Raw genomic sequence first — 17,526 nt, 5'->3', positions numbered from 1 at the left:
ACACGAAGACCTATTCGTCGGCAGCGTCAGAGGTGGAGAAGAGACAGGCGCGGGCGATGCCGGCGCGGAAGCCGCCGCAGCCGCCGCAGCCGCAGCAGCCGCGGTAGCCGCCGCCGCGTCATGAGCCGGGCTCTCGGCTTCCTCCAGGTAGCTGACGAAGGCATCCTCCAGCGTGTGGGCGTGGCGGCTTTCCTGCAGCTCCGCCGGCGTGCCCACCGCCAGCACCCGGCCGCGATGCATGAACGAGATGCGGTCGCAGCGCGCGGCCTCGTTCATGAAGTGGGTGGAGACGAAGATGGTGACCTGCTGCTGGCGCGAAAGCTGCGCCAGGTGGCGCCAGAACATGTCCCGGGCGGCCGGGTCCACGCCGGAAGTCGGCTCGTCGAGGATCAGCACTTCCGGGTGGTGCAGGCAGGCCGCGGCCAGTTGCAGGCGCTGGCGGATGCCCAGCGACAACGCGGCGGGCTGCGCATCGGCATATGGCTCCAGCTCGAAATCACGCAGGGCCTCTCCCACGGCCTGCCGCGCCGCGGCGTTCTCCATGCGGTAGAGCTTGGCGTGCAGGTCGAGGTTCTGCCGCACCGTGAGCTCCTCGTAGAGCGAGAACGCCTGCGACATGTAGCCCACCCGCATGCGCGTGCGCATGTCGCGGGCGTCGATGGTCTGGCCGAGCAGGCGCGCGCTGCCGCTGGTGGCGTCGAGCAGCCCGGTCAGCATCTTCATGGTGGTGGTCTTGCCGCAGCCATTGGAGCCGAGAAAGCCGAAGATCTCGCTGCGCCCGATGCGAAAGCTCACGTTGTCCACGGCGACGAAGTCGCCGAAGCGCCGCGTCAGGCCCTCGGCCTCGATGGCGGGTCCGCGGTCGTCGGGCGGGCGCGGCGGCATCACCAGGCCCGCGGTGCTGCCGCGCCGCGAGGCCGGCAGCAGCGAGACGTAAGCCTGTTCGAGATCGCTGGTGCCGGCGCGCGCGAGCACGTCGGCGGTGCGATCGCACACCAGCACCTTGCCCATGTCCATTGCCACCAGATGCTCGAAGCGCTGCGCTTCCTCGATGTACGCGGTGGCGACGATCACCGTCATGTTCCGCTGCTCCGCCCGCAGGTCCTCCACCAGCGTCCAGAACTGGCGCCGCGACAGCGGGTCCACGCCCGTGGTGGGCTCGTCGAGGATCAGCAGGTCGGGATCGTGCACCAGCGCGCAACACAGCCCCAGCTTCTGTTTCATGCCGCCCGAGAGCTTGCCCGCCGGCCGGTCCGGGAACGGGGCGAGGCCGGTGGCCGCGAGCAGGCGCGCGATGCGCCGGCGCCGCTCGGCCGCGTCCAGACCGAACAGCCGGGCGAAGAAATCGATGTTCTCGACCACGGACAGCGTCGGGTAGAGATTGCGCCCCAGCCCCTGCGGCATGAAGGCCACGCGCGGCGACAGCGCCTCGCGCGCGCGCCGGTCGCGCAGATCCGCGCCCAGCACCGAAACGCTGCCCTGCTGGATGCGCTTGACCCCGGCGATCAGGCCCAGCAGGGTCGACTTGCCGACGCCATCGGGGCCGATCAGGCCGATGGTGGCATTGCCCGGCAGCGTGAGCGACACGTTGTCCAGCGCCACGCTCGCGCCATAGCGGTGCGAGACGCCCTCGACGCGGATGGACGCGGCCTCGCCGGCGTGCGGGCTGGCCACGGCGTCAGTCCGGCCGCTTGCGCGGCGCCAGCGCGGCGGGCCAGGGCTGGGAGGCGTCCAGGCGCACGAAGCCGTCGCCCGTCATGCCGGCCTTCAGCCTGGCTGCGTAGTGCCGCGCCATCTCCGGCGTCAACTGCAGCTTGACGCGGTACATGAGCTTGGCCCGCTCGGCATCCGTCTCCACGTACTTGGGCGTGAACTGCGCCTCGCTGGCGACGAAACCGACTCGCGCCGGGATCGGCTCGTCCGGCATCGCATCCAGCACGATGCGGGCCTCGTCGCCGATGGCCAGCTTGCCGGCGGCGCCGGCCGGCAGGAACACGGTGAAGTACATGTCGGCCAGATTCAGCAGCGACACCACGCGCCCGCCCGCCGGCAGCACCGCGCCGACCTCGATCACTCGGTATTCCACGCGGCCGGCCACGGGCGCATGGATCACGCTCTCATCGAGCAGCACCTTCAGGCGGGCGATCTGGGCATCGGCCTCCACGATCGCGGCCCGGGCCTCGCCGAGCGCCGCCCGCGCGCCCGCCGCGCCCGCATTCTCGCCATCCAGGCCAAACTGCCGGCGATCCCGCTCCACCGAGGAAATCTGCTGGTCCTGATAGAGCTTGACCGCCTCGGTCAGCTCCAGCCGCGCCAGCCGCTGCCGGCTCGCGCGCGCATCGATTTCCGCCTGCGCCCGCGATGCCGCCTGCATGGCGCGCTCCCGCGCGGCGTTGGCCAGGCTCAGCTGGGCCTGCAGTTCGGCGTCATCCTGGCGCGCGACCACGGCGCCGGCAGCCACGGCATCGCCCTCGCGCACGGGCAGGTCGATCACGCGGCCGCCGTACTTCACGGCCACGTCGAGCCGGCCGATCTCCATGCGCCCGTTGCTGTGGACGACATACGCGGGCCAGGGATCGCGATGCGTGCCAAGCCACCACAAGGTGCCCGCGACGACCATGACCGACAACAGTACTGCGATACCCCAGCCAGGCTTCTTTTTCATCGACTATCGTGCCCCGAATGGGCAGGCGTTGTTGGATGGCTCCGGGAACCGGGCTATCAGCGCGAGGGGCAGGCGAGAGGGAAGGGACATCGGAGAAGCCTTGATCCGTGGGGCGACGGGTGCGGGTGTCGAAATGTTATCCCGGCGATTGTACGATGGCTTGATCTAGCGCAAGCCGGCGGCGGTGCCGCCTTTTCCGCGATGACGGGCTCTCGTTCCGCGATCGCCGGCCCGCGCGTGCCGATGTGCGGCGTGGATTTTCTCGCGCCGGTGTGCCGGGCGGGCTGGCCTGCATTCGGGCGCAGCGTTGCGCATGGCTGTCGGGTGGTCTCTCGCCGCCGTGCCGACGAGAAACATCGGGGCCGGCAGGGCGCCATGCGGGACTGGCGATGGCAGACGGCCAGCGCTGGGCCGTGTGTCGAGCATTTGCACGCGGGATCGCAGGCGTCCCTGGGGCGGGGCGAAACTCATGCGAGATGATTGGCGGAGCCGGACGCTTGCACCATGAAAAACGGGTCTTGTCGCCCGTTTCAACGCGAGATTTCTCGCTCCGCCCGAGAACCGAGGGCAGCGATGACATCGGCGAAGTCGGAAGTAACCGCAGCCCCCACCTCGCTGGCTGCCGGCTCCGGTCCGTCGACTTCGCAGCGATAGGTGATCCGGGTGCCGTGCCCGGTCGCCGATAGTTCGTGGCGAACACGGACGACCACACCGGCGTCGGGGACCTCGGTCACATCCTCGAAGCCTTTGTCGGCCTCGACCCACGCGAAGCGGAACGGCAGCGCCGTCGAATCCGGCAGGACCATCACCGCCGTCGTGCCGGCCCGGAACGGTCCATGCATCTCGATTCTGAGGACGCCCTTGTTCCACTCCGACCACTTCTCCGGCTTCGCCAGGATGCCGAAGACCTGGGCCGGTGTCGCGGCGCATTCACCTGTGACCTCGACTGTCCACATATCAACTCCTTTCAACATGGCAAGCGCATATATACGTCACGGCCTGCATCGCCCGGAGACCGTCGCCGACGGTCTTGGCCAATCACGGTCAAGTATGGCGTCATTTGCCGAAAGCTTCGTTGATGCGTGTCATCGCGGTGTCGGGTCGTTTGGCCTGGCAATGACAGATGCTTTTCCGTCGCGCTCTCGATACCGCGCGTGACGCGGGCGGCTGCCAGGGATGCCCGCCTGCGCAACGCCGCGCCCCTCTTCAATCGGGTGCCCTACGGTGTCGGCGGCGTGGCCGTCGGGATCGTCAGGCTGACCTCGGTGCCGCGGCCGGGCGCGCTGCGCACGTCCAGCCGGGCGCCGATGCGCTCGGCGCGCAGGCGCATGCCGGCCAGCCCGCGCGAGCCCGGGCCGGCAGCCGGCTGATCGAAGCCCTGTCCGTCGTCCGCGACCCGGATGACGATGTGCTCGCCCTCGGGCCGCACCGATACGCGGATGTGAGCGGGCGCGGCGTGGCGCAGCGCGTTGTTGATGGCCTCCTGCACGATGCGCAGGATGGCCAGCGCCGACGTCGGCGTCAGCGCGTCCAGCTCGGGCGGCGGCAGCACGTCCCACGCCAGGTGTATGCCCAGCGTGGCCAGGCGCGGCGCCAGGCGGAACCGCAGGTTGCCCAGCAGCGGCAGCAGGTCGCTGTCGGTCAGGTCCAGCGAGTCGATGATCAGGCGCAGGTCCTGCAGCGACTCCTCGATGGCGCGCTCCAGGTCCCGGCGGTCGACGTCGGGCCGCTGGGCCAGGCGGCGCGCGGTGATGAGCTGGGCGCCCATGCCGTCGTGCATGTCCTGCAGGATGCGGCCGCGCTCGGTGGCGATGGCCGCCTGCCGTTCGCGCGCGCTTTCCTCGCGGTCGAGGATGAAGCGCTCGGCGAAAACGAAGATCAGCACGACGCAGAAAGGCAGCGCGCCGGCGACGCTCCAGCGGAATGCGTCCCAGGGCAGCCACTCCATCAGGATCAGGTAGGACTGCGCCACCGTTGCGCACCACAACGCCGCGCTCAACGCCAGCAGTGCGAGCTTGGGCGAACGCCGGCGCCAGCCGGCCACCAGCAGCAGGCCGCACAGCAGCACCCGCAGGGCGAGGTGCGGCCAGGTCAGCATCCATATGTCGTCGCCGGCATTGCCCAGGGCCAGCGCCGCCACAATGGCCGCCACGGTCAGCGCCGACAGGCCGTGGATGACGGCACGCATGCCGCGTATGGCGAAGCCGCTCAGACGATAGCCTTCCACGCACAGCAGCCAGTACATGGGCAGGCTGGCCAGGGCGCGCAGCCCTTCCAGGCTGTCGCGCGACACCGGCAGTGCCTGCGTCAGGTACAGCAACAGCGTCACCAGGCCGGCCAGAAAGGCCTGCGGCGTGGCCCCGAAGCGCCGCTGGCGCCGGGCGTAGGCGGAGAGAAAGCACAACGCGCCGGCGACCAGCACCAGCAGGATGTAGGGCGCCACGACCTGCGGCAGGTAGCGCAGCAGCCAGACCGGATGCAGGACATGGGTGGGCCCGAGCCGGATGGCCGACAGGCCGCTGCGCAGGCCGCGATCGCCTTGCAGGCGCACGTCCAGCACGTTTTCGCCGGGATGGAACAGGGCGGAAGGCAGCACGAGGTAGAGGGGCGCATCGGCCATGCTGTCGCCCTTGCGGCCCGCTTCGTCGAAGCGCACGTCGGGACTCAGCAGCGAGCCGTTGAGCCATAGCTCGCCGATCAGCGCCAGCCGCGGCAGGTACAGGGCCTGGGGCTGGCGCGGCACCGCGGGCAGGGTGAAGCGCAGGCGGTACCAGCCGTAGCCGCTGTATTGCGGCCGGCTCAGGCGCCAGTTGTCGGGCAGCGCGACAGGCGTCCAGCCGGCGGCGGGCGGCTGCGGCGCGTCGCTGGCGACGAATTCGCCGTGCTCCAGCCACAGCACGCCGTCGTCGGTGGCGGGCAGCGCCGGGGTGAGCGTCCCGGGCATCGTGGCGGCGGGCGCGGCCTGCGCCGTGGGCGTGACCGGGTTGATGGCCTGGACGCTATCGGGCAGCACCAGCAGGCAGGCCAGCAGCGCTACCATGCAGGCCGGCAGCCGCATCCACGGGTGCTTCATCGTATCAGGCCCTGGCGGCGCGCCAGGTTGACCGCTTCGACCCGGTTGCGCACCGCCAGCTTGCTGTAGATATTCTTGACGTGCGTGGAGGCCGTATGCGCCGAGATATGCATGAGACTGGCGGCCTCGGCCACCGTGTAGCCCTGCGAGATGCGGGTCAGGATGTCGATCTCGCGGCCGGTCAGCGCGTTGGGGCCAGCCTGCCATGCCGGCTGCGCCGCCGGCGCCAGGCGCTTGAGCAGATGGCACGCGATCCGTGGCGACAGCGGCGAGCCGCCGTCGTGCACCACGCGCAGCGCATGGGCGAACTCTTCCAGCGAGGTGTCCTTGAGCAGGTAGCCGCGCGCGCCGGCCTCGATGGCGCGAATGACATGGGCCTCGTCGCCGAACACCGTCGCCACCAGCGACGCGGTCTCGGGCCGTTCGCGCGCCACGGCCGCGATCAGTTCGACGCCGTCGCCGTCGGGCAGGCCCAGGTCGACGATCATCACATCGGGGCGGCAGCTTTGCAGCAATGCACGCGCCTGCGCCAGCGTGCCGGCGGCGCCCAGCAGGTGCAGCCCATCGTGAGCCTGAACCATGCGCTCGAACTCCTGGCGCAGCGGCGCATCGTCTTCGACGATGAGGATGGAGATGGATGAGGTGGACAAGGCAGCAAGCATGCTTCGAGCAATATCGCAGCCGGGCAAAATTGACAAGCCGTGCAAGTGCTGAGTCTGTTTGGGAATTGTCTTATTACGCAGTCGGATGTTCGCGCGCAAACGACAAGCGTTGCGACAAGCGCGACGATGGCGCCCAGGCGCGCGCGTTCCCGAACCGCGTCGGTGGCCTGTGGCGACGGCGTGATCCGGTGGACAGCGATAAGCGGAAGGTTTCATGGTTCCACGCGGATGAAATTCTCGGCGAAGCTCAGTGGCAGCCGCGACGGCGCCCGGTCGGGCTGCGAGAGGCTCACCAGCCGTGAGGGACGGGGACCGAACGGAGTGTCGTGGCGGGCGGCGTAGCGCGCATCGATGGCGCTGTTTTCCAGTTGTCCGGCGGTAATCATCCCCTGTGCCGCGCCGATCGTCAGGGAGCCGTCGCGGTAGTCGATGCGGTAGTTGCCGGAACGCAGGCCTTCCGCCGTCAGGCCATAGACGCCCGGCCGCGTGGCGCCCTGCGCGCTGCCGCCATAGGCCAGGGCGCCCTCCAGCACCGAGGCGTCCTCGCCGTTGACGAAGCCGGTATAGCCCACGCCGTTGCCGCCCTGGTAGGGGATGCCGTTGGCGATCCGGGTGGCGTTGTTGGCGGTGATGAGCAGACGTGCCGGGTCCACGATCCAGGTGCCGTCGCGGGATTCGGTGACGAGGTAGTTGCCGTTGGTCAGTGTGCCGTTGACGCGCAGCGTGTGGCTGCCGGCGTTGGTGCCGTGGTTGATGCCGAAGCTGTTGGTCAGTCCCGTTAGCACACTCACGTCTTGCTCATTGACCAGGCCGTTGGCGGTGAGGCCGGGGTTGATCTGGTTGGTATCGCCGTAGGTGGAAAGCCCGCCGTTGGCAGTGACCGCGATCTGTCTCGGATCGACGCCCCAGGTGCCATCGTTGCGCTCCGTGACGATGTAGTTGCCGTTGGTGAGCGTGCCGTCGACGCGCAGCGTGTGACGACCGGCGTCGGTATCGTGGTCGATGCCGAAGCTGTTGGTGAGGCCGGCCAGCACGCCGATGTTCTGGCCGTTGACCAGGCCCTCGGCGGTGAGGCCCGGATTGGTCGGGGCGTCGCCGTAGATGGAGCGGCCGCTGTTGGCGGTGACGGTGATGGCCTTGGGATCGACGATCCAGCGGCCGTCGCGAAGCGCGACGCGGTAGTTGCCGTTGGTCAGCGTGCCCGAGACGGTGAGCACGTACTCGTCGGCATTGGTGGTGGGGTCGATGCCGAAGCTGTTGGCGAGGTCGCCCAGCACGCCGACGTCCTGGGCGTTGACCAGGCCCACGGCGGTGAAGCCCGGGTTGCTCGGGGTGTCGCCGTAGGTGGAGCGCCCGCTGTTGGCGGTGATGGTGAGCGGCGCCTTGTCGATGGTCAGCGTGCCGTTGACGTAGCGAACGTCGTAATTGCGGGCGCTCAGGTCCTTGGCGGTGATGGTGTAGTCGCCGGCGTTGAACGCCTCCTGGGCGTTGCCGCCGAAGGCGAGGGTGCCATCGAGTGCCGCCTTGGTCTCGCCGTGGACGAAGCCGTCGTACCTGACGTCGTAGCCGCCCGTGTAGATCAACCCATCGTAGACCTTGCCCTTGTCGAGGGCGGTGATGGTGAGCGGTGTCTTGTCTATGGTGACCGTGTTGTCGGCATAGATGATGTCGTAGCCGGATTGTCCGGAATAGAGGCCCGTATCCAGGCCCAGGCCCGCCGCGTAGCGGCCGGCGTTGGCCGAACGGGTGCCGTAGGTAGCCGCGCCGTCCAGCCGGGCGTCGGCGATGCTGGTGGTGTAAGCGAATGTGCCGCTCGCGGCGGTGCCATCGTAGACCTTGCCGTCCATGCCGCTGGCCGTGACGGTGACTGGCTTGAGGAAGCTGCGCAGCAGCGGCATGGTGTCGCCGTCGTAGATGCGCCAGACGCTGCCGGTGCCGCCCTGGTTGTCGATGTCCCAGCCGGCGTAGGTGCCCAGGTTCATCAACTGCGCGCCGGTCTTGCCGCTCGCGCCCGGGGCGGGGGCGGCACCTACGCCGATGGCGGCCAGATCCATATTCCAGAAGCTGTCCTGGATGGCGCCCCCGACGTAGCTACCGACGAGGCCGCGGGCATAGTCACCATCGCCGTTGACCGTGGCCGTGGCATAGGAATTGGAGATGATGCCGCCGCTGTGAGTGCCCACCAGTCCGCCCACGAAGCTGTTGGCGGTGACTGTGCCGGTGGCATAGCTGTTCTCCACCGATCCGGCATTCTGGCCGACCAGGCCGCCCGTGCCGAAAGTGAAGAGGCTGCCGGTGACGACACCGTCCGCATAAGAATTGGAGATAGTGCCGAGGTTGTTTCCGACCAATCCGCCAAGGCCTCCCTTTCCCTGGATAGTCCCATTGCGGGAATAGACTCCCGTGATGACGCTGTCGACCCTGCTGGTACCGGCCAGGGCCCCAGCGCTGGTATTGGCGGTCACGGTGGCGTTCACCAGGCCGAGATTGCTGATCCGTGCGCCCTGCAGTTTGGAAAACAGGCCCACCGTCGAGCGATTGGGGGTGTTGATAGTCAGGTTGCTGATGATGTGGCCCTGGCCATCCAGGCTGCCGGTGAAGGGCGCGGAGGAGCCTATGGGCGCGAAGCCCGCGCCGTCGTTCCACGCCGCCGAGGCACCGGCATCGATATTGTCGCCCAGCACGAAATGGCCCCCCAGCAGGCTGCCCATGCCCTGCAGGCCATAGACGTCGGTCAGCAGGTAGGGGGTGGTGGCGCTGCCGTCGCCCCCGGTGGCGCGCACGAAGGTGCCGCCGGCCAGGCGGAAGTCGCTGGCCGAGAACGTGGGCAACGCGGGCAGGGTGCCGATCTGGCGCCAGTGGCCCGCGTTGAGGGTGTAGCGGCTGACCTCCACCTTGTCAGGGGCCGTGATGTTGCCGGCGACGTTCAGGCTCAGGTGGTTGCCGGATAGCTCGATGGTGCCCAGTGATGCATTCCCGCGCGTGGCCGTCACGGTCAGCGTCTGGCCGCTGGTGCCGGTGCCCTGGGTGACGCCGCCCAGCAGGTTGACGTCGCCACGGGCGGCGCTGATGGTGCGATCTCCGGTCAGCCGGTAGCCGCTGTTGCGGATACTTCCCCCCTGGGTGCCCACCAGCGAGCCGACATTCGTCACGCCGCTGACATCGCCGGAGGCCCATGCGTCCTTGACGGTGCCGTCATTGCGCCCGACCAGGCCACCGACATTGCTATCGCCCTCTACGGTGCCCGTGGCATAGGCGTCGCTGATGCTGACCGTGCCGCCATTGTTGGCATGGTTGATTCCGACCAGACCACCGATGGCGCTACTCGCACCCGTTACGGCGTCGTTGCTAGTTACCGTGCCTGTGGCGTAGGCGCTGCTGATGCTGGCCGAGCCGCTGTCGGCAACGTTTTGTCCGGCCAGGCCACCGACGAAGTTCTTGCCCGTTACCGCGCCCGTGGCATAGGCGCTGCTGATGTTGGCCGTGCCGCCAGCGTCAGCATAGTTGTATCCAACCAGGCCACCGAAGTTGTAGGTGCCGGTACCCGTTACGTTGCCCGTGGCATGGGCGTTGCTGATGCTGGCCGTGCCGCCGTTGGCAATGTTGACTCCAACCAGGCCGCCGACGCTAGCGGAGCCATTCACCGTTCCGCTCGCCCAGGCGTTATCGATGCTGGCGGTGTCGCTGTTGGTGGCTTTGAGTTGTCCAACCAGTGCGCCGACGTTCGAATTTCCGGTGATGTTGGCGTCATCCAGTCCGACGTTGCGAATCGTGGCGTTCTGCGCGGCACCGAACAGGCCCACGAATTCCTGGCCGTGCCGGTTGATAGTCAACCCGCTGATGACGTGGTGTCGGCCATCGAAGGTGCCCTTGAACGGGGTGATGCCGTCGCGCCCGATGGGCGAGAACCCGGCGCGGTCGTTCCACTTGGCCGTGCCGCTGGCGTCGATATCGCCAGCCAGCGCGAAATGTCCGGACAGCAGGGTGCCCATGCCTTGCAGGCCATACACGTCGGTCAGCAGGTAGGGGGTGGCGGCACTGCCATCGCCATCGGTGGCGCGCACGAAGGTGCCGCCGGCCAGGCGGAAGTCGCGGGCCGACAACGCGGGCAGGGTGCCGATTTGGCGCCAGTGGCCCGCGTTGAGGGTGTAGCGGTCGACGGTCACCGCATCAGCGGCCGTGATGTTGCCGGCGATGTCCAGGTTCAGGTGGTTGTCGGGTAATTGGATGGCACCCAGATTCGCGTTCCCGCCGGCCTTTACGGTCAGCGTCCGGCCGCTGGTACCGGCGTCCTGCGTGACGCCGCCCAGCAGGTTGATGTCGCCCTCGGAGGCGCTGATGCTGCGATCATCGGTCAGCACGTAGCTGCTGCGGATGAGGCTCGCGTTTTCCCCCTGGCCCACGAGCGAGCCGACATTCGTCGCGCCGCTGACATCGCCGGAGGCCCAGGTGTCTTCGATGGTGCCGCCATTGCTCCCCACGAGGCCGCCGATGCGGTCGTTACCCTCGACGGCGCCTGTGGCATAGGCGTTGCTGATGCTGGCGGTGCCGATAAGGGCATCATTAGCTCCGACCAGGCCGCCGACTTTGCCGTTGCCTGTCACGGCGCCTGTGGCATAGGCGTTGCTAATGCTGGCGGTACCGCCGACGGCAACGTTGATGCCGACCAAGCCGCCGACATAGTCGCCCTGATCCTCACCCTGATCCTCACTCAGACCTGTGACGGCGCCTGTGGCTTGGGCGTTGCGAATGCGGGACGTGCCGCCGATGGCAACGTTGACTCCGACCAGGCCGCCGACGTGTTGCTTGCCCGTCACGGTGCCTGTGGCATAGGCGTTGCTGATGGTGGCCGTGCTGCCTTCGTCAGCTTGGTTGGATCCCACCAGGCCACCGACATTAGCGACGCCATTCACCGTCCCGCTCGCCCAGGCGTTATCGATGCTGGCGGTGCCGTTGTTGGTGGCGCGGAGTTGTCCCACCAGCGCACCGACGTCCCCACTTCCGGTGACGTTGGCGTTATCCAGTCCGACGTTGCGAATCGACGCATTCTCCGCAGCACTGAACAGCCCCACCAAATCCTGATTGGGCCGATAGATGGTCAGCCCGCTGATCACGTGGCTCTGGCCATCGAGGGTGCCCGTGAATGGGGCGCTCTCATCCCGGCCGATGGGTGAAAACCCCGCGCCCTCGTTCCATCCGGCGGTGTGGCTGGCGTCGATATCGCCAGCCAGCGCGAAATGTCCGGACAGCAGCGTGCTTATGCCCTGCAGGCCATAGACGTCGGTCAGCAGGTAGGGGGTGGCGGCGGCGCTGCCGTCGCCGCCGGTGGCACGCACGAAGGTGCCGCCGGCCAGGCGGAAGTCGCTGGCCGACAACGCGGGCAGGGTGCCGATTTGGCGCCAGTGGCCCGCGTTGAGGGTGTAGCGGTCGACGCTCACCGCATCAGCGGCCGTGATGTTGCCGGCGATGTCCAGGTTCAGGTGGTTGTCGGGCAGTTGGATGTCGCCCAGGTTGGCGTTCTTGCTGGCGGTCACGTTGAGCGTCCGGCCGACCACACCGTCGCCTTGCACCACGCCACCCAGCAGGTTGATGTCGCCTTCCGAGGCACGGAGGGTGCGATCTCCGGTCAGACGGTAGCTGCTATTGCGGATCGTTCCCCACTGGTCGCCCACCAGCGAGCCGACATTCGTCGCGCCGCTGACATCGCCGGAGGCCCACGCATCTTCGATGGTGCCGCTATTGTTGCCGACCAGGCCACCGACGCGGGTGTGGCCCGTGACGGCTCCGGTGGCATGGGCCTCGCTGATGCTGGCTGTGCCGCTGTTGACAAAGTTGTCTCCGACTAAGCCGCCGACATGGCTATTGGCCCCACCGGTTGCGGCGCCCGTGGCATAGGCTTGGCTGATGCGGGCCGTGCTGTTGGTGTTGCCGGCCTGGTTTGCTCCGGCTAGGCCGCCGACGGAGGAGCTCTTAGCCCCCGATACGTTGCCTGTGGCATACGTGTTGCTGAGGCTAGCCGTGCTGTTGGTGCCGGCAAAGTTTAGTCCGACCAGGCCGCCGACGGAGGACTTATCCGTTCCCGATACGTTGCCGGTGGCATAAGCGTTGCTGATGCCGACCGAGCTACTGCTGCCGGCGTAGTTTTCTCCGGCCAGGCCGCCGACGGAGCCACCAGCCCCCGATACGTTGCCGGTGGCAAAGGCGTCACGGATGTTGGCTGTGCCGCCGCTGGCAGAGTTTCTTCCGACCAGGCCACCGACCTTGTCGTTACCCTTAACCGCAACCGTGGCGTGGGCGTTGCTGATGCTGACGGTACCGTTGGCGTTGGCATGGTGAGATCCGACCAGGCCGCCGACGTAGGAGCCCTGACCCTCTCCCTGACCCGTTACCTCGCCGGCGGCAGAGGCGTTGTTGATGTTTGCCGTGCTGTCCCTACCAACGGCGGCGCTCTGTCCGACCAGTCCACCGACGTAGCTCTTTCCTGATACGACTCCCCGCGACCAAACATTGTCGAGAGAGGCCTTGCCATCATTGGCCAAGAGATTGCCGACCAGTCCACCGACCAGTGTGTCTCCTGAGATGCTGACGTTATCCAGCCCGACGTTGCGGATCGCCGCATTTTTCGCGACACCGAACAGCCCCACAAGATTCTCGCTGGACCGTTTAATGGTCAGCTTGCTGACGACGTGACCCTGGCCATCGAAGGTGCCCTTGAAGGGGGCGTTGTCGCTGCGACCGATGGGTGAAAATCCCGGCATATTCCACATGCGACCCCAGCTGTCCACGCCGGTTGCACCGGCATCGATGTCGCGCGCCAAGGTGTAGTTGGCCCCGAGGTCCATGGCCATCAATTGCAGTTGATGGGCATTGGTGACGGTGGTGCTGTATTCCGAGGCCAGGAAGGGCCGGGTCTGGCCGTCGATCATGTACCAGCCGGCGCCGGCGTCCTTGCTGGTGGCGACCGTGCCCAGGTTGGCGTAGGCGCTGGCCTTGAAGGCATAGTTGGGGGCGTTGAACTGATTGTTGGCGCTGGTGACGTGACTTAGGTTTCCGCTCCCGCCCGTACCTACGCCAAGGCTTTGCTTGGTGGAATAGCTGTCCCAATAGCTGTTGCTGATGGAGCTGTCGGCGTTGTATCCGACGAAACCACCGACGAATCCGCGAGGGGGGCCTGTCACGGCGCCCGTGGCGTAGGCGTTGCTGATGCTGGCCGTGCTGTACTTGTCGGCAAGAGTGAAGCCGACGAGGCCGCCGACGTAGTTGGCGCCTTCTACCGCGCCCGTGGCATAGACGTTGCTGATGCTGGCCGTGCCACCGACGGTGGTGGAGCCAACGACAGTGCTATATCCGACGAGGCCACCGACGTAGTTGCCCCCACCCTTGACGGCGCTGGTGGCATAGGCGTTGTTGAGGTTGATCGTGCCGCCGTTCACACGGATATCGCCGACCAAGCCACCGACGTAGTCGATACCGGACACGCTTCCGCTCACCCAAGCGTTGTCGAGAGAGGCCTTTGCACCCTCGCCGACGGAGACTTGTCCGACCAGTCCGGCGACCTGTGACTTTCCTGAGACGCTGACCCCGTCCAGCCCGACGTTTCGGATCACCGCGTTCTGCGCAGCACCGAACAGTCCCGCGTAGTCTTGGTCGGGCCGGTTGACGGTCAGTTGGCTGATGACGTGGCCCAGCCCATCGAACGTGCCGGTGAAGTAATTCCTGGCCTCACCCAGCGGGTCAAATCCCGCACCGCCGTCCCACTCACGGGTGGCACGGGCATCGATATCGTTGCCCAGCACGTAACGACCGCCCAGATCGCCGTTAATGCCCTGCAGGTCTTTACCCGTGATGCTGCCTTGCTCCCCCAGGCCGGTGATGATGGTGTAGTTGATCGTGGCGCCATCACTGCCCAGCGTGGTGCTGAAGCGGCCGGTCGAGGCCAGGTTGACCGGCGCGCGCACCTGGTAGGTGGCGGTATTGTCCGCGGCCGGTGCGCCCTGGCCGTACCTTAACGCCAGCCCTGCCGCTTCCGAGCCGTTCATGGCGGCGTTGATCTGGATATCGCGCTCGGCGGTGAGGGTGAGCGTATTGGCGCGCCAATTCACCGTGTCGTTGACGAAGATATCGCCCTTGCCGGACTTGCTCCCCCTGACGCTCTGGATCTCGAAGCCGGTGTTCTGCAGCGCCTCGCTGACCTTCGCGCCGGTCATGTCGCCGCCGGTCGCGGCGATAGTGAAGTCGTTGGGATCGATCAGCCAGGTGCCGGTCGTGCCGTTGCCGGCGCGGGTCGTCACAGTTGCACTGTCGGCCACCGACACGCGCGCGGCGCTGGTCTCGATAAAGCCGCCGTTGCCACCTTGCGGCGCGCTGGCATCCAGCGTACCGGCCACCTCGGTGGTGCCGCCGCGGTCCAGGTTGGCCAGCAGCAGGATACGACCCTCGCGCGTCGCCACGGTGCGCGCCTGGATGGTGCCGGTGTGACTGACCACGGCCGAGGCCAGCGCGTCGGCGCCCTGGGCGGTGAGGATCACCTGGCCACCATCGGCCTGGATCAGGCCGCCGTTGCTGGCCAGCGTAGCCACATCCGCCGGATCGACGGCGATCTGGAGGTGGCCGTTGGCGCCGGCCGACAGGGTGATCTGCCGGCCGGCAGCCAGGGCCACGTCACCCAGCGGGGCGAGGATGGTGCCGGTGTTGGACACGCGCGCGCCCAGCAGCGCCACGCGGCCGCCGTCGGCCGCCGTGATGCTGCCCTGGTTGCTGACCTCGCCGGTGGCGCCGTCGAGGGCGAAGCGGTCGCGGCCGGCGAGGAAGTCGGCGTCGGCGATGCGCAGGGTCGAGGCCACCAGACTGCCCACGTTGACCTGGGCACCGGCGCCGAACAGCACGCCGGCCGGGTTGACCAGGTAGACCTGGCCGTTGGCGGTCATGGTGCCCAGGATCTGGCTGGCGCCGCTACCGGTGACACGGTTCAGCGTGGCCGCCGTGGTGGAGGGCTGCGCGAAACGCACGCTGGCGTTCGCGCCGACATCGAACGACTGCCAGTTGACGATGGCGCGGTCGCTGTCCTGGGTGATGGTCAGGGCGTTGCCCGAGCCGGTAATGTTCGCCGTGCCTGCGGCGACGCTGCCGCCGGTAGGCAGGGCGCCCGCGTCAAGCGCGAGAGCCGGGTGCGCGAGGAACGCGCCGGCCAGGGCCAGGCTCAGGAGGCGCCAGCGCGGATGCGCGCGCGGAGGGAGGCAGGCCGATGCGCGGCTGCTGCGGGCCACGGCGCTGCCCGCGCTGTGGCCGCGCGCGGTTTCCGGCGCCGGCACGAAGGCCTGCTGGACGCGGCTCCAAACCAGCCGATAGGCGCGGTTGATGCTGGCGTGCTTCCACATGGATGGACCTCTTCTGTCAGTGGTTTGCGGTTCCGGCGGACGTCAGGGCCCCACGCGGATAAAGTTCTCGGCGAAGCTCAGCGGCAGCCGGGACGGCCCCTGGTCGGGTTGCGACAGGCTTGCCAGCCGCGAGGGACGGGGGCCGAACGGAGTGTCGTGGCGATCGGCGTAGCGTTCGTCGATGGCGCCGTTTTCCAGTTGTCCCGCGGTAAGCAGCCCCTGTGCCGCGCCGATCGTCAAGGAGCCGTCGCGGTATTCGATGCGGTAGTTGCCGGAGCGCAGGCCTTCCGCGGTCAGGTCATAGACGCCCGGCTGCGTAGCACCCTGCGCGCTGCCGCCATAGGCCAGGGCGCCCTCCAGCACCGAGGCATCCTCGCCATTGACGAAGCCGGCATAGCCCACGCCGTTGCCGCCGCGGTAGGGGATGCCGTTGGCGATCCGGGTAGCGTTGTTGGCGGTGATGAACAGACGCGCCGGATCCACGATCCAGGTGCCGTCACGGGATTCGGTGACGGTGTAGTTACCGTTGGTGAGCACGCCATCGACGCGCAGCGTGTGGCTGCCGGCGTTGGTGTCGTGGTCGATACCGAAGCCGTTGGTCAGTCCCGTTAGCACGCTGACGTCTTGCCCATTGACCAGGCCGTTGGCGGTGAGGCCGGGGTTGGTCTGCTTGGTATCGCCATAGGTAGAGCGCCCGCCGTTGGCGGTGACGGTGATGTTCTTGGGATCGACGACCCAGGTCCCGTCGCGGCGTTCGGTGATGGTGTAGTTACCGTTGGTGAGCACGCCATCGACGCGTAGCGTGTGACGGCCGGCGTCGGTGTCGTGATCGATACCGAAACTGTTGGTGAGGCCGCTCAGCACGCTGACGTCCTGATCGTTGACCAGACCCACGGCAGTGAAGCCGGGATTGGTCGGAGTGTCGCCGTAAGTCGAGCGCCCGCTGGTGGCGGTAATGGTGATGTCCTTGGGATGGACGACCCAGGCGCCAACGTTGCGCTTCGTGACGCGGTAGTTGCCGTTGGTCAGCGCACCGGTGACGGTGAGCACGTAGTCGTCAGCGTTGGTGTGGCTGTCGATGCCGAAGTTATTGGTGAGGCCGGCCAGCACGCTGGCGTCCTGATCGTTGACCAGGCCCACAGCAGTGAAGCCCGGATTGGTAGGGCTGTCGCCGTAGGTGGAGCGCCCACTGGTGGCGGTGACCGTGATGTCCTTCGCATCGACGATCCAGGTGCCATCGTTACGCTCGACGACACGGTAGTTGCCCTTGGCCAAGTCGCCGGTGACGGTGAGCACGTAGTCGTCGGCGTTGGTGGTGCGATCGATGCTGAAACTGTTGGTGAGGCCGCTCAGCACGCTGACGTCTTGCCCATTGACCAGGCCGGTGGCGGTGAAGCCGGGATTGCTCGGTGTGTCGCCGTAAGTCGAGCGGCCGCTGGTGGCGGTGACGGTGATGTCCTTGGCATCGACGACCCAGCTGCCGTCGTGGCGCTCGATGACGCGGTAGTTGCCCTCGGCCAGGTCGCCGGTGACGGTGAGCGTGTATTTGTCGGCGTCGGTGGTGCGGTCGATGCCGAAACTGTTGGCGAGGCCGGTCAGCACACTCACGTTCTGGCCGTTGACGAGACCGTCGGCAGTGAAGCCCGGATTGCTCGGGGCGTCGCCGTAGGTGGAGCGGCCGCTGGTGGCGGTGACGGTGATGTCCTTGGCATCGACGACCCAGCTGCCGTCGTGGCGCTCGATGACGCG

The 17,526-nt window shown here is 67.6% G+C and carries 7 protein-coding genes; all 7 read right to left on the bottom strand.

All coding sequences use genetic code 11. From position 1 onward, the window contains the following. Positions 1–1,674: ATP-binding cassette domain-containing protein (locus AC3WXD_RS11105; RefSeq protein ID WP_492323713.1), on the bottom strand; the 1,674-nt coding region annotated here is incomplete at its 3' end. 4 nt (positions 1,675–1,678) lie between these two features. Next, entirely contained in the window at positions 1,679–2,665 is a 987-nt protein-coding gene (locus AC3WXD_RS11100; RefSeq protein ID WP_492323712.1) for an HlyD family secretion protein, read from the bottom strand. 530 nt (positions 2,666–3,195) lie between these two features. Then, positions 3,196–3,621, bottom strand: a complete 426-nt coding sequence (locus AC3WXD_RS11095; protein ID WP_454731259.1) for an SRPBCC family protein — start codon at positions 3,619–3,621, stop codon at positions 3,196–3,198. Positions 3,622–3,884: 263 nt separating this feature from the next. Further along, positions 3,885–5,738 (bottom strand): sensor histidine kinase, encoded by a 1,854-nt coding sequence (locus tag AC3WXD_RS11090; protein WP_492323711.1) that lies wholly within the window; start codon positions 5,736–5,738, stop codon positions 3,885–3,887. Continuing rightward, complete coding sequence (locus AC3WXD_RS11085; RefSeq protein ID WP_492323710.1) at positions 5,735–6,388, bottom strand: response regulator; 654 nt, start codon at positions 6,386–6,388, stop codon at positions 5,735–5,737. Before AC3WXD_RS11085 ends, AC3WXD_RS11090 begins: the two co-directional genes overlap by 4 nt. A 224-nt stretch (positions 6,389–6,612) precedes the next feature. Beyond that, positions 6,613–15,777 (bottom strand): GLUG motif-containing protein, encoded by a 9,165-nt coding sequence (locus AC3WXD_RS11080; RefSeq protein ID WP_492323709.1) that lies wholly within the window; start codon positions 15,775–15,777, stop codon positions 6,613–6,615. A gap of 42 nt (positions 15,778–15,819) precedes the next feature. Then, positions 15,820–17,526: MBG domain-containing protein (locus tag AC3WXD_RS11075; RefSeq protein WP_492323708.1), on the bottom strand; the 1,707-nt coding region annotated here is incomplete at its 5' end.

Source organism: Cupriavidus sp. FW216-B1 (assembly GCF_058789195.1).
Note: the sequence above shows the minus strand (reverse complement) of the source record. Positions and strands in the feature narration are given on the sequence as shown.

Coding starts and splice junctions, on each gene's coding strand:
- AC3WXD_RS11080 (WP_492323709.1), bottom strand. CDS start 15,777: ATGTGGAAGCACGCCAGCATCAACCGCGCCTATCGGCTGGTTTGGAGC.
- AC3WXD_RS11100 (WP_492323712.1), bottom strand. CDS start 2,665: ATGAAAAAGAAGCCTGGCTGGGGTATCGCAGTACTGTTGTCGGTCATG.
- AC3WXD_RS11090 (WP_492323711.1), bottom strand. CDS start 5,738: ATGAAGCACCCGTGGATGCGGCTGCCGGCCTGCATGGTAGCGCTGCTG.
- AC3WXD_RS11095 (WP_454731259.1), bottom strand. CDS start 3,621: ATGTGGACAGTCGAGGTCACAGGTGAATGCGCCGCGACACCGGCCCAG.